General features: G+C 70.0%; 23 protein-coding genes, 1 tRNA gene and 1 rRNA gene. 20 read left to right on the top strand and 5 right to left on the bottom strand.

Annotated features, from left to right (window positions below; all coding sequences use genetic code 11):
* Positions 1–46 precede the first annotated feature (46 nt).
* The 17 genes from rrf (at position 47) to der (ending at position 16,727) form a co-directional block, all read left to right on the top strand.
* Positions 47–163, top strand: a 5S ribosomal RNA gene (gene rrf, locus G5T42_RS17405).
* Between the two features lie 91 nt (positions 164–254).
* Positions 255–1,871 (top strand): primosomal protein, encoded by a 1,617-nt coding sequence (locus tag G5T42_RS17865; RefSeq protein ID WP_241245888.1) that lies wholly within the window; start codon positions 255–257, stop codon positions 1,869–1,871.
* Complete coding sequence (locus tag G5T42_RS17395) at positions 1,871–2,908, top strand: HAD-IIA family hydrolase (RefSeq protein ID WP_165129991.1); 1,038 nt, start codon at positions 1,871–1,873, stop codon at positions 2,906–2,908. The genes G5T42_RS17865 and G5T42_RS17395 overlap by 1 nt, the downstream gene beginning before the upstream one ends.
* Before the next feature lie 45 nt (positions 2,909–2,953).
* On the top strand, positions 2,954–3,115 hold the full coding sequence (locus tag G5T42_RS17390) for a hypothetical protein (RefSeq protein WP_165129990.1): 162 nt from the start codon (positions 2,954–2,956) through the stop codon (positions 3,113–3,115).
* Positions 3,112–3,912, top strand: a complete 801-nt coding sequence (locus G5T42_RS17385; RefSeq protein WP_165129989.1) for a TlyA family RNA methyltransferase — start codon at positions 3,112–3,114, stop codon at positions 3,910–3,912. The genes G5T42_RS17390 and G5T42_RS17385 overlap by 4 nt, the downstream gene beginning before the upstream one ends.
* Entirely contained in the window at positions 3,909–4,859 is a 951-nt protein-coding gene (locus G5T42_RS17380) for an NAD kinase (RefSeq protein WP_165129988.1), read from the top strand. Before G5T42_RS17385 ends, G5T42_RS17380 begins: the two co-directional genes overlap by 4 nt.
* Positions 4,860–4,884: 25 nt before the next feature.
* On the top strand, positions 4,885–6,582 hold the full coding sequence (recN, locus tag G5T42_RS17375) for a DNA repair protein RecN (RefSeq protein WP_165129987.1): 1,698 nt from the start codon (positions 4,885–4,887) through the stop codon (positions 6,580–6,582).
* Positions 6,583–6,599: 17 nt separating this feature from the next.
* Positions 6,600–8,342 (top strand): CTP synthase, encoded by a 1,743-nt coding sequence (locus G5T42_RS17370; RefSeq protein ID WP_165130315.1) that lies wholly within the window; start codon positions 6,600–6,602, stop codon positions 8,340–8,342.
* Positions 8,339–8,923: an NUDIX hydrolase gene (locus tag G5T42_RS17365; RefSeq protein ID WP_241245887.1), complete on the top strand. Its 585-nt coding sequence runs from the start codon at positions 8,339–8,341 to the stop codon at positions 8,921–8,923. Before G5T42_RS17370 ends, G5T42_RS17365 begins: the two co-directional genes overlap by 4 nt.
* A 17-nt stretch (positions 8,924–8,940) precedes the next feature.
* Entirely contained in the window at positions 8,941–9,864 is a 924-nt protein-coding gene (gene xerD / locus G5T42_RS17360) for a site-specific tyrosine recombinase XerD (RefSeq protein ID WP_165129986.1), read from the top strand.
* 57 nt (positions 9,865–9,921) lie between these two features.
* A complete protein-coding gene (locus G5T42_RS17355; protein WP_165129985.1) occupies positions 9,922–10,806 on the top strand; it encodes a ParA family protein in 885 nt (294 codons plus the stop codon).
* On the top strand, positions 10,790–11,737 hold the full coding sequence (locus G5T42_RS17350) for a ScpA family protein (protein ID WP_165129984.1): 948 nt from the start codon (positions 10,790–10,792) through the stop codon (positions 11,735–11,737). The genes G5T42_RS17355 and G5T42_RS17350 overlap by 17 nt, the downstream gene beginning before the upstream one ends.
* The gene (gene scpB / locus G5T42_RS17345; RefSeq protein WP_165129983.1) at positions 11,727–12,377 is read left to right on the top strand and encodes an SMC-Scp complex subunit ScpB; all 651 of its coding nucleotides are present in this window, start codon (positions 11,727–11,729) and stop codon (positions 12,375–12,377) included. Before G5T42_RS17350 ends, scpB begins: the two co-directional genes overlap by 11 nt.
* Positions 12,378–12,540: 163 nt before the next feature.
* A complete protein-coding gene (locus G5T42_RS17340; RefSeq protein WP_165129982.1) occupies positions 12,541–13,365 on the top strand; it encodes a pseudouridine synthase in 825 nt (274 codons plus the stop codon).
* Positions 13,362–14,471: a prephenate dehydrogenase gene (locus G5T42_RS17335; protein ID WP_165129981.1), complete on the top strand. Its 1,110-nt coding sequence runs from the start codon at positions 13,362–13,364 to the stop codon at positions 14,469–14,471. The genes G5T42_RS17340 and G5T42_RS17335 overlap by 4 nt, the downstream gene beginning before the upstream one ends.
* Positions 14,464–15,201, top strand: a complete 738-nt coding sequence (gene cmk, locus G5T42_RS17330) for a (d)CMP kinase (protein WP_206535674.1) — start codon at positions 14,464–14,466, stop codon at positions 15,199–15,201. Before G5T42_RS17335 ends, cmk begins: the two co-directional genes overlap by 8 nt.
* Complete coding sequence (der, locus tag G5T42_RS17325; RefSeq protein WP_165129980.1) at positions 15,201–16,727, top strand: ribosome biogenesis GTPase Der; 1,527 nt, start codon at positions 15,201–15,203, stop codon at positions 16,725–16,727. The genes cmk and der overlap by 1 nt, the downstream gene beginning before the upstream one ends.
* Positions 16,728–16,770: 43 nt before the next feature.
* On the opposite strand, the gene G5T42_RS17320 is transcribed toward der, so the two are convergent.
* Entirely contained in the window at positions 16,771–17,151 is a 381-nt protein-coding gene (locus G5T42_RS17320) for a hypothetical protein (protein ID WP_241245886.1), read from the bottom strand.
* A 135-nt stretch (positions 17,152–17,286) separates the two neighbouring features.
* On the opposite strand from G5T42_RS17320, the gene G5T42_RS17315 reads away from it, so the two are divergent.
* Positions 17,287–18,222: an NUDIX domain-containing protein gene (locus G5T42_RS17315; RefSeq protein ID WP_165129979.1), complete on the top strand. Its 936-nt coding sequence runs from the start codon at positions 17,287–17,289 to the stop codon at positions 18,220–18,222.
* A 56-nt stretch (positions 18,223–18,278) separates the two neighbouring features.
* Here G5T42_RS17315 and G5T42_RS17310 read toward each other — a convergent pair whose 3' ends face one another.
* From G5T42_RS17310 to G5T42_RS17300, 3 genes are read right to left on the bottom strand one after another with little or no spacing between them, the layout of a single operon-like run.
* A complete protein-coding gene (locus tag G5T42_RS17310; RefSeq protein WP_165129978.1) occupies positions 18,279–18,650 on the bottom strand; it encodes an RNA-binding S4 domain-containing protein in 372 nt (123 codons plus the stop codon).
* Entirely contained in the window at positions 18,647–19,345 is a 699-nt protein-coding gene (locus tag G5T42_RS17305; RefSeq protein ID WP_165129977.1) for a lysoplasmalogenase, read from the bottom strand. The genes G5T42_RS17310 and G5T42_RS17305 overlap by 4 nt, the downstream gene beginning before the upstream one ends.
* Before the next feature lie 26 nt (positions 19,346–19,371).
* Positions 19,372–19,953: a GNAT family N-acetyltransferase gene (locus tag G5T42_RS17300; RefSeq protein WP_165129976.1), complete on the bottom strand. Its 582-nt coding sequence runs from the start codon at positions 19,951–19,953 to the stop codon at positions 19,372–19,374.
* Positions 19,954–20,062: 109 nt separating this feature from the next.
* Between G5T42_RS17300 and G5T42_RS17295 the strand changes: the two genes are divergently transcribed.
* A tRNA-Pro gene (locus tag G5T42_RS17295) sits at positions 20,063–20,136 on the top strand.
* A 113-nt stretch (positions 20,137–20,249) separates the two neighbouring features.
* Here the strand turns inward: G5T42_RS17295 and G5T42_RS17290 are convergent.
* Complete coding sequence (locus tag G5T42_RS17290) at positions 20,250–20,894, bottom strand: TetR/AcrR family transcriptional regulator (protein ID WP_241246092.1); 645 nt, start codon at positions 20,892–20,894, stop codon at positions 20,250–20,252.
* A gap of 162 nt (positions 20,895–21,056) precedes the next feature.
* Between G5T42_RS17290 and G5T42_RS17285 the strand changes: the two genes are divergently transcribed.
* A complete protein-coding gene (locus G5T42_RS17285; protein WP_241245885.1) occupies positions 21,057–22,352 on the top strand; it encodes an MFS transporter in 1,296 nt (431 codons plus the stop codon).
* Positions 22,353–22,399: the final 47 nt, after the last annotated feature.

The raw sequence follows: 22,399 nt of genomic DNA, 5'->3' as shown, positions 1-22,399 counted from the left end.
GCACACCAAGAACTTTTTGTTGTGCAGACTGAAACATCAATAGTGTTTCGGCGGCCATAGCGAGAGGGAAACGCCCGGTCCCATTCCGAACCCGGAAGCTAAGCCTCTCAGCGCCGATGGTACTGCAGGGGCGACCCTGTGGGAGAGTAGGACACCGCCGGACTTCTTTCATGAAAGGGCCACCCAACGCTGGGTGGCCCTTTCACGTTAAGGGGTCGATTGCCTGAGAGGCGCGCACCCGGGAGGATCGAGTAATGGCAGATCGAGAGCCACGCGACGACGATCGCGAGCAGCGCCCGCGGAGCGGCGACCGTCCTCGGGGAGCCGATTCACGATCCGACGCCGGCAAGCGCGCACCCCGTGCGGGTGCGCCGCGCGACCACCAGCGACCGCGCCGCACAGACGACCCGAAGAAGCGGTACTCGAACGCCGACGGGAAGAAGCCCTTCCGTAAGAGCGACGGCGCCGCCCCCCGGCGTGACGGCGACAAGCCCTATGTGCGTCGGGATGACTCGAAGCCGTATGCGCGTCGCGAGGGTGACAAGCCGTACGCGCGTCGGGATGACTCGAAGCCGTATGCGCGTCGCGAGGGTGACAAGCCGTATCCACGCCGTCAGGGTGACAAGCCGTATCCGCGTCGGGACGATTCCAAGCCGTATGCCCGGCGCGAGGGCGACAAGCCCTATGCGCGTCGGGATGACTCGAAGCCGTATGCCCCGCGCGAGGGGGACAAGCCGTACGCTCGCCGGGGTGACTCGAAGCCGTACGTTCGCCGGGACGGCGATAAGCCGTACGCGCGGCGGGACGGCGACAAGCCGCACGGGCGTCCTGGTCAGGATCGACCGACTCGCGGCGGGGCGGGTCGGCCCGACCGCGCTACGCGGCCGGAAGAGATCCGATCGGTCCGCCCCCGGCACGACGATCCCTTCATTCCCGAAGAGATCACCGCGCGCGATCTGAATGCTGCGGCCCGCAACGAGCTGAAGACGCTGAGCAAGGAGAACGCCGACTGGGTGGCGCGTCACCTCGCGATGGCGGCCGAGCTCATCGACGATGAGCCCGAACTGGCGCACCAGCACGCGCTCTCTGCCTCGCGTCGCGCCGGCCGCATCGCGGTCGTACGCGAGACGCTCGCGATCACGGCGTACGCGATCGGCGACTACGCCCTCGCTCTCCGCGAACTGCGGACCTATCGCCGCATCTCGGGGCGAGACGACCAGATCGCCCTGATGGTCGACAGCGAACGAGGCATCGGCCGACCGGATCGCGCGCTCGAAGTCGGACGTGCGGTGGACCGCGGCATCCTTCCCGTTCCGGTCCGCGTGGAACTCGCGATCGCGATGTCCGGCGCCCGTCTGGATCTGGGGGAACCCGAGCGCGCACTGAGCGAGCTCGAGATCCCCGAGTTCGACGCCGACCGCGCCTACGAATGGAGTCCCGCGCTCTTCGCCGCTCGCGCCGCGGTGCTCGAGGAGCTGGGACGCGACGAGGAGGCCCGTGAGTGGCAGCAGCGCGCCATCATCGCCGCCGACGCTCTGGACGAGGCATCCGGTGCCGGCGACCGTGAAGTCATCGAGATCGAAGAGGTGATCGAGATCTCCGCCGTCGACGAGGAGGACGGCGTCGCCGATCGCGACGGCGACAGCTCTGCCCAAGACGGGGAAGAGGCCGTGGGCACCGATGACGACGGCAGGCTCGGAGATGAACCACCGGCTGACGACGATGCAACGGTCCACGACGATGCACAGGCTGACGATGAGGTGTCGGTCGACGACGAGGTGCGCGAGATCCTCGCGGACGCCGGGATCGACGACGAAGCCGCCGCGGACGCCGACGAGACCGGAGGAGCCGACGAGGGAGAGCGCCACTGATGGCGCTGTTCTCGCGTCGTGCCGATGAGCGGGCGCCGCTCGATGGTGTCGACGTCGTCCTCGCGGACCTCGATGGTGTCGTGTATGCGGGGGCGGGGGCGCTGCCCCACGCGGTCGAGAGCCTGAACCGCGCCCGCGACGGTCGGCGCCTCGGCTACATCACCAACAACGCTTCGCGGACGGATGCCTCGGTGGCGGCGCATCTGAGCGAGCTGGGCCTGCCGACGGCGGCCGGCGAGATCGTCACCAGCCCTCAGGCTGCCATGCGCCTTCTGACGACGATGGTGCCGGCGGGCTCGACGATCCTCGTGGTGGGCGGCGACGGACTGGTCGACGAGACGGAGAAGGCCGGCTTCGTCGTGACCCGGAGCGCCGACGACAACCCCGCAGCGGTAGTGCAGGGCTTCGCGCCCGAGGTGGGATGGCTTCACCTCGCCGAAGCGGCCTATGCACTCAAGGTCCCCGAGGACGAGGGCGGCATCCCCTGGGTCGCGACGAACACGGACTGGACGATTCCCCAGGCCCGCGGCGTGGCGCCGGGCAACGGCACGCTCGTCTCGGCCGTCCACACCGCTGTCGGGCGGCTCGCGACCGTCGCGGGAAAGCCCGAGACCCCGATCTTCGAGGAGGCGATCGCGCGCTTCGATGCCGACAGCCCGCTCTTCCTCGGAGATCGTCTCGACACGGACATCATCGGATCGAACCGTGCCGGGATCCCCTCTGCGCTGGTGCTCACGGGGATCGACCGGCCCAAGCACGTGCTCGCGGCGGCCAAGGACTCGCAGCCGACCTATCTGCTGAGCGACCTCCGAGAGCTGCACGAGCCGTACCCCGAGGCCCGCGTACGGGATGGTGTCGTGACCGTGCGGGGTGCCAGCGTCAGGATCGACGGAGCGGACGTGCGGATCGTGTCGGAGGGGGACAGGCCGATCGACCTCCTGCGAGCGGGCGCGAAGGCGATCTGGGATACAGGCCGGGCGATCTACGGCTTCCGCGTTCCCGAGCGACTGTACGCCGACCCGTTCCACCGTCCCTGAGCCCGATTCCCGGGCTGCGGGGGAGGATCCACGTATCCTGAACGCATGGATCATCCGGAGCCGCACACCGACGCTCGAGCGGATCTCGTCTCCCGGCTCGAGGTGATCGAAGCGCAGCCGCTGCCCACTCGCGCGGCGGCGTACGAATCGCTCGCCGAGTCCCTCTCGCGGCAGCTGGACTCCGGACCCACCGCTTCGCGTCCATGAGTCGCCGGCTCGACGCCGCCCTCGCCGAGCGGGGCCTGGCGCGCTCGCGGACCCACGCCGCGACCCTTGTCGCGGAAGGGGTCGTCTCCGTCGACGGCCGTGTGGTCGTCAAGCCCTCGACCTCCGTCGGGGATGACGCGGTGCTGGTCGTCGCCGGCACCGACCAGTACGTCAGCCGCGCAGCGCACAAGCTCATCGCCGGTCTGGATGCCTTCGGCGTCGACCCTCGCGGCCGGGTGGCTCTCGACATGGGGGCGTCGACGGGCGGCTTCACGCAGGTGCTCCGCGAGCGCGGCGCCGAGCGCGTCATCGCGGTGGATGTCGGGCACGGGCAGCTCGCCCCGACGATCGCGGCGGATCCGGGCGTCGTGTCGGTCGAGGGGTTCAATGTCCGGTTCATGACGCCGGAATCGCTGGCCGAGGCATCCGGTGTCCCTGACGCGCCGTCACTCGTGACCGGCGACCTCTCGTTCATCTCGCTGACGCTCGTGCTGCCGGCCGCAGCCGCGGTCTGCGCCCCCGGGGGCGATCTCGTCCTCCTGATCAAGCCGCAGTTCGAGGTCGGCCGCACCGCGGTCAAGGGCGGGCTCGTCACGAGTCCGGGCCTGCGGATCGATGCGGTCGAGCGGGTGCTCTGGGCGGCGTGGGACGCGGGTCTCGGGACGCTCGGCGTCGTCTCCTCCCCAATCGCCGGGACCCACGGCAACCAGGAGTACGTCGCGCATCTCGCGCCGGGTCGGGGGACCAATCCGACAGAATGGTTGAGCACTGTGAACCGACTGGCGGGAGCCCGATGACCGACGCAGAGCGCAGCATCCTCGTGGTCGCGCACGCTCATCGCGATGAGACCGTCGAGGCCGCGCAGCGGGTCCTCACCGCTCTTCGCGACGCAGGAGCGCGGCCCGTCCTCGCCGAAGACGACCGAGCAGGGCTCGAGGCGTCGATCGACCTCAGCGGGGCCGCGACTCTGGGCGTCGATGTCGCGGTGCACGATGTCGAGCTGGCCATCGTGCTGGGCGGCGACGGCACGATCCTGCGGGCGGCGGAGCTCGTCCGCGAGGGCACAGCGCCCGTGCTGGGCATCAACATGGGGCACGTCGGATTCCTCGCCGAGATCGAACGCGACGATATGGATGCCGCCGTCGGACGCGTCATCGATCGCGACTACGACGTCGAAGAGCGCATGGCGCTGCACGTCCGCGTGAAGGACGAGAGCGACCGGGTCGTGTACGAGACCTGGGCCCTCAATGAGGCGACGGTCGAGAAGGCCAGTCGCGAGCGGCTGCTCGAGGTCGTCATCGAGGTCGATGGCCGGCCGCTCTCGTCGTTCGGCTGCGACGGTGTCGTCGTCTCGACGCCGACCGGCTCGACGGCCTACAACTTCTCGGCGGGCGGTCCGGTCATCTGGCCCACGGTCGAGGCGATCGCCGTCGTGCCGCTTTCCGCACACGCGCTCTTCGCGAAGCCGCTCGTCGTCGGACCCGAGCACGCTGTCGCTATCGAGCTGCTGCAGCGCAACATGGGCTCGGGTGTCCTGTGGTGCGACGGGCGACGATCGCACGATCTGCCGCGGGGGGCGCGCGTGGTTGTGCGCCGATCCGATCGGCCGGTCCGGCTCGCACGGCTGCACCCGGCGGCGTTCACGGATCGCCTCGTGCGCAAGTTCCGCCTTCCGGTCGAGGGATGGCGCGGCCCGTCGCCGCTCACCGCGCCGATCGGATTCGGCTCGGCGGGGGCGGAATGACAGCGGTAACGACCGGGCGGCGCACGTGATCGAGGAGATGCGCCTGCGCGACCTCGGTGTGATCGCCGAGGCGAATCTGCCCATCGGTCGAGGCTTCACCGCCATCACGGGCGAGACGGGCGCCGGCAAGACGATGGTGGTGACGGGGCTGGGACTCCTGCTCGGCCAGCGGGCCGACTCGGGCGCCGTGCGCTCGGGGGCGGCTCAGGCATCCGTCGACGGAGTCTGGATCGTGCCGGCCGAAGGTGCCGTCGCTGAGCGCGTGCGCGAAGCGGGCGGAGACCTGGAGCCCATCGGTCAGGACCGCGCCGAGCTGTTCGTCGGGCGGACGATCTCGAGCGAGGGTCGCAGCCGCGCGACGGTGGGCGGCCGATCGGCGCCCGCCGGAGTGCTGGCCGATCTGGCCGACGATCTCGTCGTGGTGCACGGCCAGTCCGATCAGCTCCGTCTGCGATCGGCCGCTGCGCAGCGGGACGCCCTCGATCGCTTCGGCGGGGCGCCCCTCGCGAAGGCGTTGGCTTCGTACCGCACCGCCTACGAGCGCTGGCGTGCCGTCGACCGGGAGCTGGACGCGCTGACGACCGATCGGGATGCCCGGGCCCGCGAGGCCGCCGAACTGCGGGTCGCGATCGCGGAGATCGAGCAGGCGGCGCCCGTCGCCGGCGAGGACGCCGAGCTCGCTGCCCGCGCGGAGCGTCTCGCCAACGCGGAGGAGCTGCGCGTCGCGGCTGCTACCGCGCACGACATGCTGTCCGGCGACGGTGACGCGCCGGATGTCGGGATCCTCCTCGCGGAGGCTCGCCGGGCACTCGACCGCGGCGCATCCCGCGACCCCGGGCTGGAAGAGCTCGCGGCACAGGCGGCCGACCTCGGCTATCGCGCCGCCGACCTCGCCGCCGGGCTGGCTGCCTATCTCGCCGATCTCGACGAGACCGGTCCGCACGAACTCGCCGCCGTAGAGGAGCGCCGGGCCGTGCTCGGGGGACTCGTCCGCGCCCACGGTTCGCTGGAGGCCGCGATCGATCTGCTCGAGACGGGCTCCGCGCGACTCGCCGAGCTCGACGACGACGGCGATCGCATCGAGCGGCTGACGGCCGAGCGGGATGCCGCGGCATCCGTCCTCGAAGAGGCATCGGCAACGCTCACCACCGCGCGAACGAAGGCGGCCGAGCGGCTCGGCGCAGCCGTCACGAAGGAGATGCGGGCGCTCGCGATGCCCGACGCCCGCGTCGTCGTCGCCGTCACACCCGGCGCGGAGTCGAGCCACGGGCGCGACGATGTCGCGATCCTCCTCGCGCCGCATCCCGGCTCCGAGCCGCGGCCCGTCGCGCGGAGCGCGTCGGGCGGCGAGCTCAGCCGCGTCATGCTCGCCATCGAGGTCGTCATCGCGGGGGTCGACCCGGTGCCGACGTTCGTGTTCGACGAGGTGGACGCCGGCATCGGCGGAGCCGCGGCGATCGAGGTCGGGCGCCGGCTCGCGCGGCTGGCCGAGGCATCCCAGGTCATCGCGGTGACGCACCTCGCGCAGGTCGCCGCGTTCGCGAGCAACCATCTCACCGTCGTCAAGGCGAGCGACGGTTCGGTCACGGCATCCGACGTCCGCCGGCTCGAGGGAGCCGATCGGGAGGCCGAGATGGCGCGACTGCTGTCGGGCATGCCCGATTCCGATGCGGCGCTGACACACGCCCGCGAGTTGCTCAGTCTTCGCACAGAAGCCGGCTGATAGGATAAAAGCCCGTGATGCAGACTTCTGACGCAGCCGGATCCAGTACTTCGAACGACACCACCAAGCACATCTTCGTGACGGGCGGTGTCGTTTCGTCATTGGGCAAGGGTCTGACCGCGGCGAGCCTCGGCAACCTGCTGACTGCCCGCGGTCTCCGCGTCGTCATGCAGAAGCTCGACCCGTACCTCAACGTCGACCCGGGGACCATGAATCCCTTCCAGCACGGCGAAGTCTTCGTAACGGACGACGGCGCTGAGACCGATCTGGACATCGGGCATTACGAGCGCTTCCTCGACATCGAGCTGAGCCAGGCGGCCAACGTCACGACGGGGCAGATTTACTCCCAGGTCATCGCCCGCGAGCGCCGCGGCGAGTATCTCGGCGACACCGTGCAGGTCATCCCGCACATCACCGATGAGATCAAGCGCCGCATGCGCCTGCAGGCCGACGAGTCGCCGAAGCCCGACGTCATCATCACCGAGATCGGCGGCACGGTCGGCGACATCGAGTCGCAGCCCTTCATCGAGTCGGCGCGGCAGATCCGCCACGAGCTCGGCCGGCAGAACGTCTTCTTCGTGCACGTGTCGCTCGTGCCGTTCATGGGCGCCTCCGGCGAGCAGAAGACCAAGCCGACGCAGCACTCGGTCGCGGCCCTCCGCAGCATCGGCATCCAGCCCGACGCCCTCGTGCTGCGCAGCGACCGCCCCGTCACCGAGGCGAACAAGCGCAAGATCGCCCTCATGTGCGACGTCGACGAGGGCGCCGTCGTCAACGCCGTCGACGTTCCGTCGATCTACGACATCCCCTCGATGCTCAACGAGCAGGGCCTCGACGAGTACATCGTGCGTGCGCTCGGCCTCGGCAAGGCGAACGACGTCGACTGGACGCGCTGGCAGCGCGTGCTCAACGCCGTGCACAACCCGAAGCACGAGGTCACCATCGGCCTCGTCGGCAAGTACATCGACCTGCCCGACGCCTACCTCAGCGTCACGGAGGCCCTCAAGGCCGGCGGATTCGCGCAGGAGACCCACGTCAACATCCGGTGGATCCCGTCGGACGAGTGCGAGACCCCGGAAGGCGCCGAGCGCGCGCTCGCACCGCTCGACGGCATCGTGATCCCGGGCGGGTTCGGCATCCGCGGCATCGAGGGCAAGATCGGCGCGCTCAAGTTCGCGCGCGAGCAGGGCATCCCGACGCTCGGCATCTGCCTCGGCCTTCAGTGCATCGTCATCGAGTACGCGCGCCACGTCGCGGGCATCGAGGGAGCATCCTCGAGCGAGTTCGATCCCGACACGACGCACCCTGTCATCGCGACGATGGAGGAGCAGATCGACATCCTCGAGGCGGGCGACATGGGCGGCACGATGCGCCTGGGCCTCTACCCGGCCGAGCTCGCCGAAGGCTCGATCGCGGCGGAGGTCTACGGCGGCACGACGGCGTCCGAGCGTCACCGCCACCGGTACGAGGTCAACAATCGCTACCGCGACCAGATCGCCGAGGCGGGCCTCGTGTTCTCGGGGATCAACCCCGACCTGAACCTCGTCGAATACGTCGAGCTTCCCCGCGACGTGCACCCGTACTACATCGCGACGCAGGCGCACCCGGAGCTGCGCTCGCGGCCGACGAACGCGAACCCGCTGTTCCGCGGGCTCGTCGGTGCGGCCGTCGAGCGGCACCGCGCGAGCGAGCTGTTCGACGTCGACGAGGACGAGGCGCCCGAGCCCACGCTGGCCGCGGCTTCGGGATCCGTCGCGTGACGGCGGGCGAATCCGCCGCGGCGCTCCGCGACGAGCCCGTCGATCCCGACGTCGTCTCGAGCGACGTCGTCTACGACGGCATGGTCTGGGACGTCCGGCGCGACACCTTCCGCTACAACGGCACGGAGCTGACCCGCGAGTACATCGACCACACGGGTGCCGCGGCGATCGTCGCGATGGACGACGACGGTCAGGTGCTGCTCATCCAGCAGTACCGGCATCCGATCCGCCACCGGGACTGGGAGATCCCCGCCGGGCTCCTCGACATGGACGGCGAGACGCCGCTCGAGACCGCCCAGCGCGAGCTGCAGGAGGAGGCCGATCTCGTCGCCTCCGACTGGGAGCCCCTCGTCAGCATCTTCACGACACCGGGCGGTAACGACGAGGTCGTGCACCTCTTCTTCGCGCGGGGACTCTCGCCGGCCGGCGAGGCGCATGCGCGGGAGGCCGAGGAGGCCGACATCCGCATCGAATGGATCCCCCTGCAGGATGCCGTCACCGGCGTGCTCGAGGGGCGCCTGCGCAACGGCATCCTGACCGCCGGCGTGCTCGCGGCGGCCGAGAAGCTCCGCCGGGGCTGAGCGCAGGTCGTCCAGCCATGCGTCTCGAGCGAGCCGTCGACGCGTACCTGCGTCACGTCTCGATCGAGCGCGGCCTGTCGGACAACACCGTGTCGGCGTACCGACGCGACCTCGCGGGGTACGTCGAATGGCTGGAGGAGCGGGGGATCGTCGATTCGGATGGCGTGACCCCCGCCCTGGTCGCCGAGTTCGCCGCCGAGCGGGCCTCCGCGGTGCCGCCTCCCGCGGCATCCAGCCTCGCCCGTCTGCAGTCGTCGGTGCGGGGACTCCACAGGTTCCTCGCGCGCGAGGGCATCGAGACCGACGACCCCTCGGCCCGGTTGAAGCCGCCCAAACTGCCCAAGCGCCTGCCGAAGGCGCTCACGATCGATCAGGTCGAGAAGCTGCTGGACGCCTCGGGCCCCGCGCCCGGGGCGGCGGCCGAGACCGACGTCGTGGCTCTGCGCGACCGCGCCCTGCTCGAACTGCTGTACGCGACGGGTGCGCGGGTGTCGGAGGCTGTGCAGCTCGACGTGGACGACCTCTCGCACGGCGATGTGCTCCGCGTCCGCGGCAAGGGGTCGAAGGAGCGCATCGTGCCGGTCGGATCGTATGCGCGCGCCGCTCTGGAGGCGTACCTCACGAGGTCCCGGCCCGAGCTCTCGCGCCGCGGCACGGCATCCCCTCGGCTCTTCCTCGGAGCCAGAGGCGCGCCGCTGTCACGGCAGAGCGCGTGGCTCGTCATCCAACACGCCGCCGATCGGGCGCAGCTGAGCGCCCACGTGTCGCCGCACACCCTGCGCCACTCGTTCGCGACGCACCTCCTGCAGGGCGGGGCCGACGTGCGCGTCGTGCAGGAGCTGCTGGGGCACGCGTCGGTCGCGACGACGCAGATCTACACCCACGTTTCGGTCGACGCGCTGCGGGATGTGTACGCGACCTCGCACCCGCGGGCGCGCTGAAACGGGCGAGGGCGCGCCCGGTCGCTAGAATCGACCAAGCAAGAGTCAGGAGTGTCGGTGACGGGCAGCAAGAGGGGCGCATTGAAGGCCCGGACGGATGATGCACCCATCGGACCCACCGGTCGCCCCTATCAGGGCTTCCCGACGCCTCCGAAGCTCGACTCGCACGGTCCCGCGCGAATCATCGCGCTGTGCAACCAGAAGGGCGGCGTCGGCAAGACGACGACGACCATCAACCTCGCCGCGTCGCTCGCGCAGTACGGGCGCAAGGTGCTCGCGGTGGACTTCGACCCGCAGGGCGCGCTGTCGGCCGGCCTCGGCATCCAGACGCATGACGTGCCGACCGTCTACGACCTGCTGATCGACAGCAAGCGCGACCCCCGCGACACGATCATCGAGACAGCCGTCGAGAACCTCGACGTCATCCCTGCGAACATCGATCTTTCTGCCGCCGAGGTGCAGCTGGTCAACGAGGTCGCCCGCGAGACGATCCTGTCGCGCGTCCTCCGCAAGGTGGCCGGCGACTACGACGTCATCCTCATCGACTGCCAGCCGTCGCTCGGCATCCTCACCGTCAACGCGCTCACGGCCAGCCACGGCGTCATCATCCCGCTCGAGTGCGAATTCTTCGCGCTCCGCGGCGTCGCGCTCCTGATCGAGACGATCGACAAGGTGCGCGACCGCCTCAACCCCAGCATCGCCCTCGACGGCCTCCTCGCGACGATGTACGACCCCCGCACGCTGCACTCCCGCGAGGTGCTCGAGCGCGTGGTCGAGGCCTTCGGCGACGATGTGCTCGAGACCGTGATCGGACGCACGGTGAAGTTCCCGGATGCCTCGGTGTCGGGGATGCCGATCACCGAGTTCGCGCCGGAGCACGCGGCCGCCCAGGCCTACTTGCGACTGGCTCGGGAGCTTGTCGCGCGTGGCGCCGTCGCCTGAGGACGAAGCACGGGAGCCCTCGGTCCCTGAGCGGCCCCCGGTCCCCGAGGAGTCTCCGGTTGGTGAGCGGCCCTCGGTCCCTGAGCGGCCCCCGGTCCCCGAGCTCGTCGAAGGGTCGAACCCCGAGCCCGCCGCCCCGGAGAATGACGACCGGTCGTTCCGCGTCTCGCTCGGCGTCTTCGACGGCCCTTTCGATCTTCTGCTGACCCTCATCTCGAAGCACGAGCTCGACATCACCGAGGTCGCGCTGTCGAAGGTCACCGACGAGTTCATCTCGTATCTGCGCGACCTCGGCCCCGAGGAGGAGCTCGAGCAGGCGTCCGAGTTCCTCGTCGTTGCGGCGACCCTCCTCGACATGAAGGTCGCCGGTCTGCTGCCGCAGGGCGAGCTCGTCGACGCGGAGTCGGTCGCCCTCCTGGAGGCGCGAGACCTCCTGTTCGCGAGGCTGCTGCAGTACCGCGCATTCAAAGAGGTGTCGGCCTGGTTCGAGCGCTGCATCCGCCGGGAGGACCGCCGCCACACGAGGTCCGTTCGCCTCGACGAGAAATACCGCCGCGCCGTGCCCGAGCTCGTCTGGACGCTCACCGCCGACGACTTCGCGGCGCTCGCAGTGCTCGCCTTCACCCCGAAGGAGATCCCGCACGTCGGGCTCGACCATCTGCACGCTCCGCTGGTCAGCATCCGCGAGCAGGCCGCGGTCGTCGTGACGCTGCTGCGCGCCGCCGGGACGCTGAGCTTCCGCGAGCTCATCGCGGGCGTCTCGCAGCCGGGCGTCGTGGTGGCCCGTTTCCTCTCCGTTCTCGAGCTGTACCGCCACGCGGCGCTGTCGTTCGAGCAGCTCGAGCCGCTCGGAGAGCTCAACCTCCGCTGGACCGCCGATCGGTGGTCCGACGAGAATCTCGCGACCCTGGGGGCCGACTATGACCGATGACGTTTCCGCCACGAGCGCCGAGGAGGGGACGGATGCCGCGGCGGCCGAGAACGCGGCGGACACCGCGCCGACGGGGGCGCGGGACGAGGCATCCGTCGCCCGCCGGCTGGAGGCGATCCTGCTGATCGTGGAGGAGCCGCAGAGCCTCGTCGCACTCGCGACGGCCGTCGGCGCACCCGTACCCGCCGTCCGCCAGGCGATCGAGGGCCTTGTCGAGGACTACGACGGCCTCACCGGCGGACCGCGCCGCGGCTTCGAGCTGCGCGAGGTCGGGGGAGGGTGGCGCCTTTACGTCCGCGAGGAGCACGACGACCTCGTGTCGGAGTTCGTCAACGCGCAGGCGCCGTCGCGCCTCTCGCAGGCAGCGCTCGAGACGCTCGCGGTCATCGCCTACAAGCAGCCGGTCACCCGAGGTCAGGTGGCGTCGATCCGCGCCGTCAACGTCGATTCGGTCGTGCGGACGCTCCTCGCGCGGGGACTCATCACCGAGGCGTTCACCGACCCCGATACCGGCGCGATCCACTACGCGACGACCGACGCGCTGCTCGTGAACCTCGGCATCAACTCGCTCGACGAGCTGCCGCATATCTCGCCGCTCCTCGACGACGGGTCCGACGGCTTCGACGAGGTCGTCCGATGATGCCAAGGTCTTCCGTGTCCCGAAATTCGCCGCTCTGCCGGGCTGTAACCGACCAACTTCGGGACATGCAGGGGGGAGCCGGGCAGACAGCGGCTCTGCAGACGAGGGACATGCAGGGGGGAGCCGGGCAGACAGCGGCTCTGCAGACCAAGGAGGTCGTCCGATGAGCGATGGCTTCGAGAACACTGAGGGCGTCCGGCTGCAGAAGGTCCTCGCGAACGCGGGCGTCGCATCCCGGCGCGTGGCGGAGCAGCTGATCGTCGAGGGGCGCGTCCGGGTGAACGGCGTGGTCGTGACCGAGCTCGGCTCGCGCATCGACCCCGACAACGACCTCGTCGACGTCGACGGCACGGCTGTGCAGCTCGACCAGTCGAAGCGCTACGTCATGCTCAACAAGCCGCGCGGGATCGTCAGCTCGATGAAGGACGACCGCGGGCGCCCCGATCTGCGCCGCTACACCAAGGAGTGGACCGAGCGGCTCTACAACGTCGGCCGCCTCGACGCCGACACGAGCGGCCTCCTCGTCCTCACGAACGACGGTGAGCTCGCCCATGTGCTGGCGCATCCGTCGTTCGGCGTCACCAAGGTCTACATCGCGAAGGTCGAAGGGCGTGTCACGCCTCAGACGATCCAGCGCCTCACGAAGGGCGTCGATCTGGAAGACGGCCCCATCGCCGCCGACAAGGCGCGGCTGCTCTCGACCTCCGACGCCGAGGGCGGCTCGCTCGTCGAGCTGACGCTCCACTCGGGCCGCAATCGCATCGTTCGGCGCATGATGGCCGAGGTGGGGCATCCGGTCGTCGAACTCGTCCGCCGCCAGTTCGGGCCGCTGCACCTGGGAACCCTCCCAGTGGGCCGGGCACGCGAGTTGACTAAGGTGGAACGCGGCGCGCTCCTCACTCTTGCGCGCCGTGACAGCGGCGCGACCGACACACCCTCGCGCCAGGCGACGGACGAGACGTCGCCGGGGGACCAGGAGACACGGTGAGCGAGACGACGGGCGCGCTCTCGGCCCGCGTGCAGGGACCCGTGCGCATCGTCGGTGCCGGGCTTCTCGGGTCGAGCATCGGCCACGCGCTGACGGCCCACGGCGTCGACGTCGCACTCGACGACACCTCGCCCGCGCAGCTGCGCCTCGCCGTCGACTACGGCGCCGGGCGAGCCGCGCGCGACGACGACGACCCCGTCCTCGTGGTCGTCGCCGTGCCGCCGGACGTGACGGCGGACGTCATCGAGAGGGAGCTCTCCCGCTATCCGCGAGCGGTCGTGACGGATGTCGCGAGCGTCAAGCTCGAGCCGTTGACCACGCTGCGGGAACGCGGCGTCGATCTGCACCGCTACATCGGCTCGCACCCGCTCGCGGGGCGCGAGCGGGGCGGGGCCATCGCGGCCCGGGCCGACATCTTCATCGGTCGCCCGTGGGTCGTCTGCCGCGACGGCGAGACCTCGGCATCCGATCTCGCCCTCGTCGAGGGCCTTGCGCTGGATCTCGGCGCCACGCCGATCGAGATGAGTCCGGAGGAGCACGACCGCGCCGTCGCACTCGTGTCGCATGTGCCGCAGCTCGTCGCAAGCCTCCTCGCGGGTCGGTTCATCGACGCCCCCGACGGCTCGCTTCGCCTGGCGGGCCAGGGCGTCCGCGACACGACGCGGATCGCGGCATCCGCCCCCGAACTCTGGGTGCAGATCCTCGGCGCGAACTCGGCGCCGGTCATCGAGGTGCTCGACGCGCTCGCCGCCGACCTCTCGGCCGTGGCCGATGCCCTGCGGGAACCTGATGCCCCCGGCTCCCGGCGAGCCGTCGCGGACACGATCCGGCGCGGCAACGACGGCGTCGAGCGGCTGCCCGGCAAGCACGGGCAGAACCGTCGCTTCGAGAGCCTCGTCGTCATGGTCGACGACACGCCAGGACAGCTCGGCCGTCTCTTCGGCGAGCTCGGCGAACTCGGCGTCAACGTGGAAGACCTGCGCCTCGAGCATTCGCCGGGCGCGCAATTCGGCCTCGCCGAGATCTCGGTCGTGCCGAGCGCCGTTCGCGGCGCCATCGAGGGGCTCGAGGCCCGAGGCTGGAGGATTGCGAGTGTCAATGACTGAGATGTTCCGCCCGACGGTCGAAGCGGCCGTGAGCGAGCCCATCGTGGTGGCGATGGACGGTCCGGCCGGGAGCGGCAAGTCCAGCGTGGCCAAGCGCGCGGCGCGGGCCCTCGGCTACGGTTACCTCGACACGGGGGCCGCCTACCGGGCGCTCGCCTGGCACGCGCTCGCGCACGGCGCCGACACCTCCGACTCTTCCGCGGTGCTCGATGTCGCCGGCGACTTCGAGTACGCGATCTCGCTCGATCCGGACGACTACTGGGTGCGGGTCGGATCGACGGACGTGACCGCGGCGATCCGCGAGCCGAGGGTGACGGATGCCGTGAGCGGCGTCGCCCGGGTTCCGGCGGTGCGCCAGACGGTCAACGCGCTGTTCCGCGCCCTGATCGCGAAGTCCGGCCGCCCCGGAGTCGTCGTGGAGGGCCGGGACATCACCACGGTCGTCGCACCTGACGCTCCCGTGCGGATCCTCCTCACCGCAGACCCCGATGTCCGCGCGGCGCGCCGCGTCGCCGAGCTCGTCTCGCATGACGCCGACGCGGTGACCCAGGCGCTGCATCGGCGGGATGCCTCGGACGCCAAGGTCGTCGACTTCCTCACGGCCGCGCCCGGCGTCACCGTGGTGGACTCGACCGATCTCGATTTCGATCAGACCGTCGAGGCCGTGCTCGACGTCGTGCGCAGCACGCTCAGCGGGGCCGCCGCGCCTCGGAAAGGAGACGGTGCCTGATGGGTGCTGAAGACGACGAGTACGAAGGCGGGCCGGACCAGCTGGCGGAGCGCCTCGCCGACATCGACGAGGACCTCGCCGAGCAGCGGGCCGAAACCCTGCGCGCGTCGCTCTCGGACTACGAACTCGACGACGAGGATGCCGAGCTTCTCGCCGGCGTCACGCTGGGCGAGGACGGCATCGAGTACCTGCCGGCCCTTCCCGTGGTCGCGATCGTCGGCCGCCCGAACGTGGGCAAGTCTGCCCTCGTGAACCGCATCCTCGGCCGACGCGAGGCCGTCGTGGAGGACACGCCGGGCGTCACGCGCGACCGCGTGACGTACAAGGCGGAATGGCTCGGCCGCCGCTTCACGATCGTCGACACCGGCGGATGGGAGCCCGACGCCCGCGGCATCGACCGCTCCGTCGCGGCGCAGGCCGAGGTCGCGATCGACCTGTCGGACGTCGTGCTCTTCGTCGTCGACGCGATGGTCGGCGCCACCTCGACCGACGAGCACGTTGTGCGACTGCTCCGCAAGAGCGGCAAGCCCGTCTTCCTCGTCGCCAACAAGATCGACGACGCCCGCCAGGAGCCAGAGGCAGCCGCCCTGTGGAACCTCGGCCTCGATCAGCCGTGGCCCGTCTCGGCGATCCACGGGCGCGGTGTCGCCGACCTTCTCGACGAGATCATGAAGGTGCTCCCCGAGACGTCGGCCGTCGCGAAGCAGGAGATCGGCGGCCCCCGCCGGGTCGCCATCCTCGGTCGACCCAACGTCGGCAAGTCCTCGCTCCTCAACAAGGCGGCGGGGGAGGAGCGCGTCGTCGTCAACGAGCTCGCCGGCACGACGCGCGACCCGGTCGACGAGATCGTCGAGCTCGGCGGCAAGCTGTGGCGCTTCGTCGACACCGCCGGCATCCGTCGTCGCGTGCATCTCTCGCAAGGCGCCGACTTCTACGCGTCCCTCCGCACCTCCGCGGCGCTCGAGAAGGCCGAAGTGGCCGTCGTCGTCCTCGACGTCAGCGAGACGCTCAGTGAGCAGGACATCCGCATCATCGACCTGGTGCTCGAGTCGGGCCGCGCTCTGGTGCTCGCGTTCAACAAGTGGGACCGCCTGAACGACGACGACATGGAGAACATCGATCGCCGTCGCTACCTCGAGCGCGAGATCGAGCAGGACCTCGCACACGTCTCGTGGGCTCCGCGCGTCAACATCTCGGCTCGGACCGGCCGACATCTCGACAAGCTCGTACCGGCGCTCGAGACCGCCCTCACCTCATGGGATCAGCGCATCCCGACGGGCAAGTTCAACGCGTTCCTGGCGGAGCTCGTCGCGGAGCACCCGCACCCCGTCCGCGGGGGCAAGCAGCCGCGCATCCTGTTCGGCACGCAGGCCGCAACCCGTCCGCCCACCTTCGTCCTGTTCACGACGGGCTTCCTCGATCAGGGCTACCGCCGGTTCATCCAGCGCCGCCTCCGCGAGATCTTCGGCTTCGAGGGCTCGCCGATCGTGATCAACATGCGGGTGCGCGAGCGCAGGCAGCGCTGACGCTCAGCGCATCCGGGATGCCGCGGGTCGCACCATCGCCGTCTCATCGGGAGCCGCGAAGCCGAACCGCTCGTAGAGGCTGTGCGCGTCGCGGGTGAAGAGCACCCAGCGGAAGTCCGCGCCCGGACCCTCGTCGATCATGAGCGAGAGCATGCGCTGCGCGAGCCCCCCGTCCTGAGTGCTCGCCGACGACGTAGACGTCGGCGAGGTAGGCGAAGCCGACTCCGTCGGAGACCGCGCGCGCGAAGCCGACCTGCTCGCCGGTGTCGCGCCGGTAGACGCCCACGACGCGCCACGCCGAGTCCAGCTGAGCCTCGAGGTCGTCGCGGGTGCGCCAGCCACCCCAGTACGCCTCGGTCGAGAGCCATCGCCACACGGCATCCCGCTGGACGCGGGCCCGATCGTCGTCGAAGTCGATGTCCATCGCGCCATTCTGTTCGGAGCAGGCGACATCGCGCAGGCGATCGAGCGGTCCGCCGCACCGTGGCTGGACCGCTCGGGCCGTCACGGCGGGACATGCGGCCGAGCCGCACGCTGAGCAGTGTGACAGGCTGGACGGGTGACCATCGAGCCGCCCGCACCCGGTGAGCCGCGCCGCCCTACGGGTCCGCGCGACCCGGGCGACGCGTGGGTCGTGGCTCCGGATGGAACGCGCTACTGGGGCCGCTTCGGCGCCGCCGGGCTTCTCGCCGTGGACGCCGACCGCGGCGTGCTGCTGCAGCACCGTGTCACCTGGAGCCATTTCGGCGACACGTGGGCGCTGCCCGGCGGCGCCCGGCACGAGAACGAGTCGGCGTGCGACGGCGCGCTCCGCGAGGCCGCCGAAGAGGCGGGTGTCCCGGATGCCTCGATCCGACCGCGTCTGCTGAGCGTGCTGGATCTCGGCTACTGGAGCTACACGACCCTCGTGGGCGACGTCGTGACGCCGTTCGAGCCACTGATCTCCGACCCCGAGAGCCACGAGCTCGCGTGGGTCCCCGAGGGACAGGTCGCCGAGCGTCCCCTCCATCCGGGCTTCGCCGATTCGTGGGCCCGGCTCGAACCGCTCCTCGAGGTGCGTCCGGCCGTCGTGGTCGACGCAGCGAACGTGTTCGGCTCCGTCCCGGACGGCTGGTGGCGCGACCGGGCCGGGGCCGCCGAGCGACTGCTGTCCCGGATCGTCGGGCTCACCGTGTCGGGGATCGCCGCTGAGGCGATCGACCTTCCCGAGCACACCTGGTTCCCCGAGTGGTCGGTGATCGTGGAAGGACATGCGCGCGATGTCGTATCCACGTCGGCCGATCCCGCGGGTGCCGTCTCGGTCGTCCGTGCCGAAGCATCCGGAGACGATGCGATCGTCGCCGAGACCCGTCGCCTCGTCGACGGGGGAAGGCGTGTGACCGTCGTCACAAGCGATCGCGAGCTGGCGGAACGGGTGACGAATGCCGGGGCATCCGTCCGCGGCACGCGCTGGCTGCTCGATCTGCTCGACCTTCACGAGCAGTCGAACGCCTGACCCTGGTGCGTGGGACGCGCCGGCATTGACTGTGCTCTCGGTGTGGAACCGCGGTCTCACTCCCGTCCGCGAAGTCGATCGATGTCGCGCCGTTCCCGCTTGGTCGGCCGGCCCGCACCGCGGTCCCGCATCGGGACGAATGCCGTCAGCTCTCGTGGTGGCGGCGGGGGCGTCTTGTCCTCCACCGCCTCGGCTGCGACGGCGGCGCCCACCCGCTTCGTGATCGGCTGCTTCACGACGAGGATCCGGTCGAAGCCCGAGATGCGGACGCGCAGTTCGTCCCCCGGCCGGACAGGCTGAGCGGCTTTCGCCCGGTCGCCGTTGACGCGCACGTGGCCCGCACGGCAGGCCGTCGTCGCGGCGGACCGCGTCTTATAGACCCGTACCGCCCAGAGCCACGCGTCCACGCGCGCCGATGCCCCGCTCATACCGACTCCGCATTCGTGCGCTGCGGCCTCGCGGTGCCGAGTCGGTCGGCCACGACGACACCGATCGCGATGAGCCCCTGCCCGAGGCAGTAGGTGAGCATCACGAGAGGGCTCGTCCAGCCGGGCATCGCGTCAGGAGTGAAGAGACGGAAGGCGAGGATCGTGTCCGAGGCGAGAAAGAACGCGCCACCCCATGCGATCAGCGGATGGCAACGGGATGCCGCGGCCGCCGTTCCACCGAGCACGAGGCCGTAGAGCGCGACCGGGATCAGAAGCGCGCCGAGCTGCGGCCAGAGGACGAAGAGGAGAAGGATCCACCAGAGCCCGTACACCGCCGACCACGCGGGGAGCGGCCGCACAGCGAGGACCCGCCAGAAGAGCCAGATGTAGCAGAGGTGGGTGAGCCCGAAGCACGCGAGCATCGTCGGTAGTTCCGGCGCGGCCGGGAAGAACGTCGCCGCGCCGTCGCCGAGCCAGGAGAAGGCCAGTGCGAGGAAGAGCAGCGTGTAGGGCGTGCCCCAGTGCGACCCCCGCCCAGCCCAGAGCACGCCGATCGCGAGAAGGGGCATCAGGCAGAGCTTGGTGACCCCGGCGACGCCATCGGCACCGACCGCGAGCGCCCCGATGTGAAGGACGGCGATGACGGCGTACGGGGTGAAGCCCCACCACCATCCCGCGCGAGGCAGGGAAGACACGGGTCCATCGTAGGTCGGCAGCGCCGTCAGGCCAGGTCGAGCGTGACGATCGGGCGGTCGGGCTTGTGCCTCGCCACCTCGCGGAAGCCCGCGTTCTCGAATGTGCTGAGCAGGCCGTGATAGAGGTCGTTGACCCGGTGCGTGCCGGCGCTGCCGTCGACGGGGTAGGCCTCGATGATGCGCGCGCCGCTCTTGCGGGCGTGGTCGACGGCGGCGTCGAGCAGTCTGGCGTTGAGTCCTTGATTGCGGTGCTCCTTGCGCACGACGAAGCAGCTCACCGTCCACACCGATTCGTCGTCGAAGGGCTCCGCCGTCGCGGCGGCGATCGATCTGGTCCGGGCGATGCGCCGGTGCACGGTGCGGGGGCCGACGCGAACCCATCCCGCTGCCTCGCCGTCGACGTACGCGACGAAGCCGGGTGGAGGCCCGGCGACCATCTCCTGCTCGAAGAGGTCGCGCCGCTCCGCCTGGTTCGTGCGGTTCCACTCCGCATTCGTCAGCGTGAACCACTGGCACTGGCAGCTGCGCCCGTCACCGCCGCCTTCGAAGGCGTGCTCCACGTCTTCGAAGCGATCGGATGTCGCGGGCTCGATCGTGATCGTCGGCATGCCGGCGAAGCTACCCGCCCCTTCCGACAGCGGGCAAGGGCGCACGCGGCTCGGTTCGCGACGGGCCGTTGGAGCGGGTAGGATGGGGGAGTTGTCCGCTCGCGGGCATCGGGATGTGGCGCAGCTTGGTAGCGCACTTGACTGGGGGTCAAGGGGTCGCAGGTTCAAATCCTGTCATCCCGACGGTTCAGAAAAATCCCCGGTGAGATTGCAAAGTCTCACCGGGGATTCGTCGTTTCAGGCGATGGCTGCGACTTGCGGTGCCTCTGGCTCAAGGCAACCGAGGCATTAGGGGATCACGCAGGTGGCTCCTGATCAACGTTCGGTGTTGCGATCAATCGCATGAAGACCTCGAGCAGCGGCAGCACGTCGTGATCGGGATCCATCAGGGCCTGGATGCGGAGGCCGTCGATCATCGCCGCCAGCATCGTGACCTTGTCGTCGGCGCTGAGTTCCTCGCCGTCCTCGTCCGTCCCGAAGCGTCGGCTCGACAGGTGTGATCGCATCCGCTCGCGCCGCGCCACGAAGAATTCGTGGGCGGGATGCTCGGGGTTGGTTGCTGCGACGGTGATCGCCAGCCAGTTGCGCCCCTGCTCGGGGTGGGAGAACTCGTTCCTGAGCACGGCGGACAGCACCTGCTCGGCGGGGACGCGCGATTCCATGATGTGTCGCGCGAACTCTTCGTCGTCGGCGTCGCGCTGGGCGAGTGCCGCGACCAGGAGTTCGCCCTTGTCGGTGAAGTGACGCAGCAGTGCGGCATGCGTGACGTCGGCGCGCGCGGCGATGTCGCGGAGCGAGGCCCGCTCGTAGCCGTGCTCGGCGATGCTCGCGAGGGCCGCGCGCACGATCTGCGCTCGCCGCGCCGGTGTCGTCGCGTACGGGCCTCGCCTGCGAGGACGTGCGCTCGAGGGCGCCGTCGCCGAGGCATCCATGCCGTCCATCTCCACCCTCCCGAGTCTTCCATCCCATCGGTCGGCTTGCTAATCGTAACCAGGGTGGTTACTCTTCCGGAAAGATAACCATGTCGGTTACATTTGGCGAGCCCCGGCTTGCTCGCGATCACGCACGGCAGCGGGATCGGATCACACGATGAAGGAGTCACGGTGACCAACAACCTCACGGAGCGGGACGAGGCGACTGCTCGCAGCGGACCAGGGTCCGAGCCCCAGCAGCCGATGAGCCGGAGCTACATCCTCTGGCTGATGCTCGCCAGCTTCGGCGCGTCCATGGCGATGATGGTCCCGCTGTCGTACGGCATCGCGGTGCGAATCACCGAGCTCGCCCCGGGCCACGAAGAGGTGCTGGGCTACATCACGGGCTCGGCGCAGCTCGTCTACCTCGTCATCAGCCCGCTCATCGGCATCTGGAGCGATCGCACCCGTTCGCGGTTCGGGCGGCGCACCCCGTTCCTCTACCTCGGCACGGCGATCGGCCTTGCCGGCCTCGTGGTGATCGGCCTCGCGCCGAGCCTCCTGATCGTCGGCGCCGGCTGGGTCCTGGGGATGACCGGCTGGTCGATCGCGGGCGCCGCGCTCCAGACGCTGCAGGCGGACAAGCTTCCCGAGGCCCAGCGAGGAAAGGTCTCCGCGCTCACCGGGCTGATGACCCAGATAGCTCCCGTGCTCGGCATCGGTGTCGCCTACGCAGTGTCTTCCAGCACGCTGCTGATCTTCGTCGTCCCCGGTGTCATCGGCGCGCTGCTGCTCGCCCTGTTCCCTCTCATCAAGCCCGAAGGCAGCTCGAAGGGCCTTCCTGACGCGGACCATGTCACCGTGAAGTCCGTCGTGACCAGCTACGGCTTCAACGTGCGCAAGTACCCCGATTTCGCCTGGAACTGGCTCGGCCGCTTCGTGTTCTTCGTCGGCCTGTACTTCAACACGACGTTCGGCACCTTCTTCTACGCGCAGCGCCTCGACCTGCCCGTGCGCGAGGTTGCGGGAATCGTCGCCACCGTCGGCATGATCGGCGTGCTCGCCGCTGCCACGGGCGCCCTCGTCGGCGGCTTCCTCTCCGACAAGCTTCAGCGCCGTCGCCTGTTCGTCATAATCGCCGCGCTGCTGTTCGTGGCCGGTGCCGTCGCCGAGGCGACCGCGTGGTCGCTGCCGCAGATCATCATCGGTGCCGTCCTGATGCAGTTGGCCATCGCGGTGTTCGCGACCGTCGACCAGGCGATCGTCTACGCGATCATCCCCGAGCGCGATCAGGCGGGCCGCTACATGGCGGTCATCCAGTTCGCGCAGAAGATCCCCAGCGCCGTCGCCCCGCTCATCGCGGGCGTCGTGATCACGATCGGCGCCGTCGGCGATGTGAAGAACTACACACTGCTCTACCTGACCGGCGCCGTCTTCGCCCTGATCGGTGGACTCATCATCTTGCTCAAGGTCAAGTCCGTCCGCTGATCCACCCCGTCCGGAGAAAGCACCCTCATGTCGCGCAGCGCCCCTCT

The organism is Microbacterium sp. 4R-513, from assembly GCF_011046485.1.
Lineage (GTDB): Bacteria > Actinomycetota > Actinomycetes > Actinomycetales > Microbacteriaceae > Microbacterium.
This window is presented reverse-complemented; position numbering and strand designations above follow the sequence as displayed.

Coding starts and splice junctions, on each gene's coding strand:
- der (WP_165129980.1), top strand. CDS start 15,201: ATGGGTGCTGAAGACGACGAGTACGAAGGCGGGCCGGACCAGCTGGCG.
- G5T42_RS17865 (WP_241245888.1), top strand. CDS start 255: ATGGCAGATCGAGAGCCACGCGACGACGATCGCGAGCAGCGCCCGCGG.
- G5T42_RS17310 (WP_165129978.1), bottom strand. CDS start 18,650: ATGAGCGGGGCATCGGCGCGCGTGGACGCGTGGCTCTGGGCGGTACGG.
- cmk (WP_206535674.1), top strand. CDS start 14,464: ATGACTGAGATGTTCCGCCCGACGGTCGAAGCGGCCGTGAGCGAGCCC.
- G5T42_RS17340 (WP_165129982.1), top strand. CDS start 12,541: ATGAGCGATGGCTTCGAGAACACTGAGGGCGTCCGGCTGCAGAAGGTC.
- G5T42_RS17370 (WP_165130315.1), top strand. CDS start 6,600: ATGCAGACTTCTGACGCAGCCGGATCCAGTACTTCGAACGACACCACC.
- G5T42_RS17290 (WP_241246092.1), bottom strand. CDS start 20,894: ATGGACGGCATGGATGCCTCGGCGACGGCGCCCTCGAGCGCACGTCCT.
- G5T42_RS17390 (WP_165129990.1), top strand. CDS start 2,954: ATGGATCATCCGGAGCCGCACACCGACGCTCGAGCGGATCTCGTCTCC.
- G5T42_RS17395 (WP_165129991.1), top strand. CDS start 1,871: ATGGCGCTGTTCTCGCGTCGTGCCGATGAGCGGGCGCCGCTCGATGGT.
- G5T42_RS17380 (WP_165129988.1), top strand. CDS start 3,909: ATGACCGACGCAGAGCGCAGCATCCTCGTGGTCGCGCACGCTCATCGC.
- G5T42_RS17320 (WP_241245886.1), bottom strand. CDS start 17,151: ATGGACATCGACTTCGACGACGATCGGGCCCGCGTCCAGCGGGATGCC.
- scpB (WP_165129983.1), top strand. CDS start 11,727: ATGACCGATGACGTTTCCGCCACGAGCGCCGAGGAGGGGACGGATGCC.
- xerD (WP_165129986.1), top strand. CDS start 8,941: ATGCGTCTCGAGCGAGCCGTCGACGCGTACCTGCGTCACGTCTCGATC.
- G5T42_RS17385 (WP_165129989.1), top strand. CDS start 3,112: ATGAGTCGCCGGCTCGACGCCGCCCTCGCCGAGCGGGGCCTGGCGCGC.
- G5T42_RS17300 (WP_165129976.1), bottom strand. CDS start 19,953: ATGCCGACGATCACGATCGAGCCCGCGACATCCGATCGCTTCGAAGAC.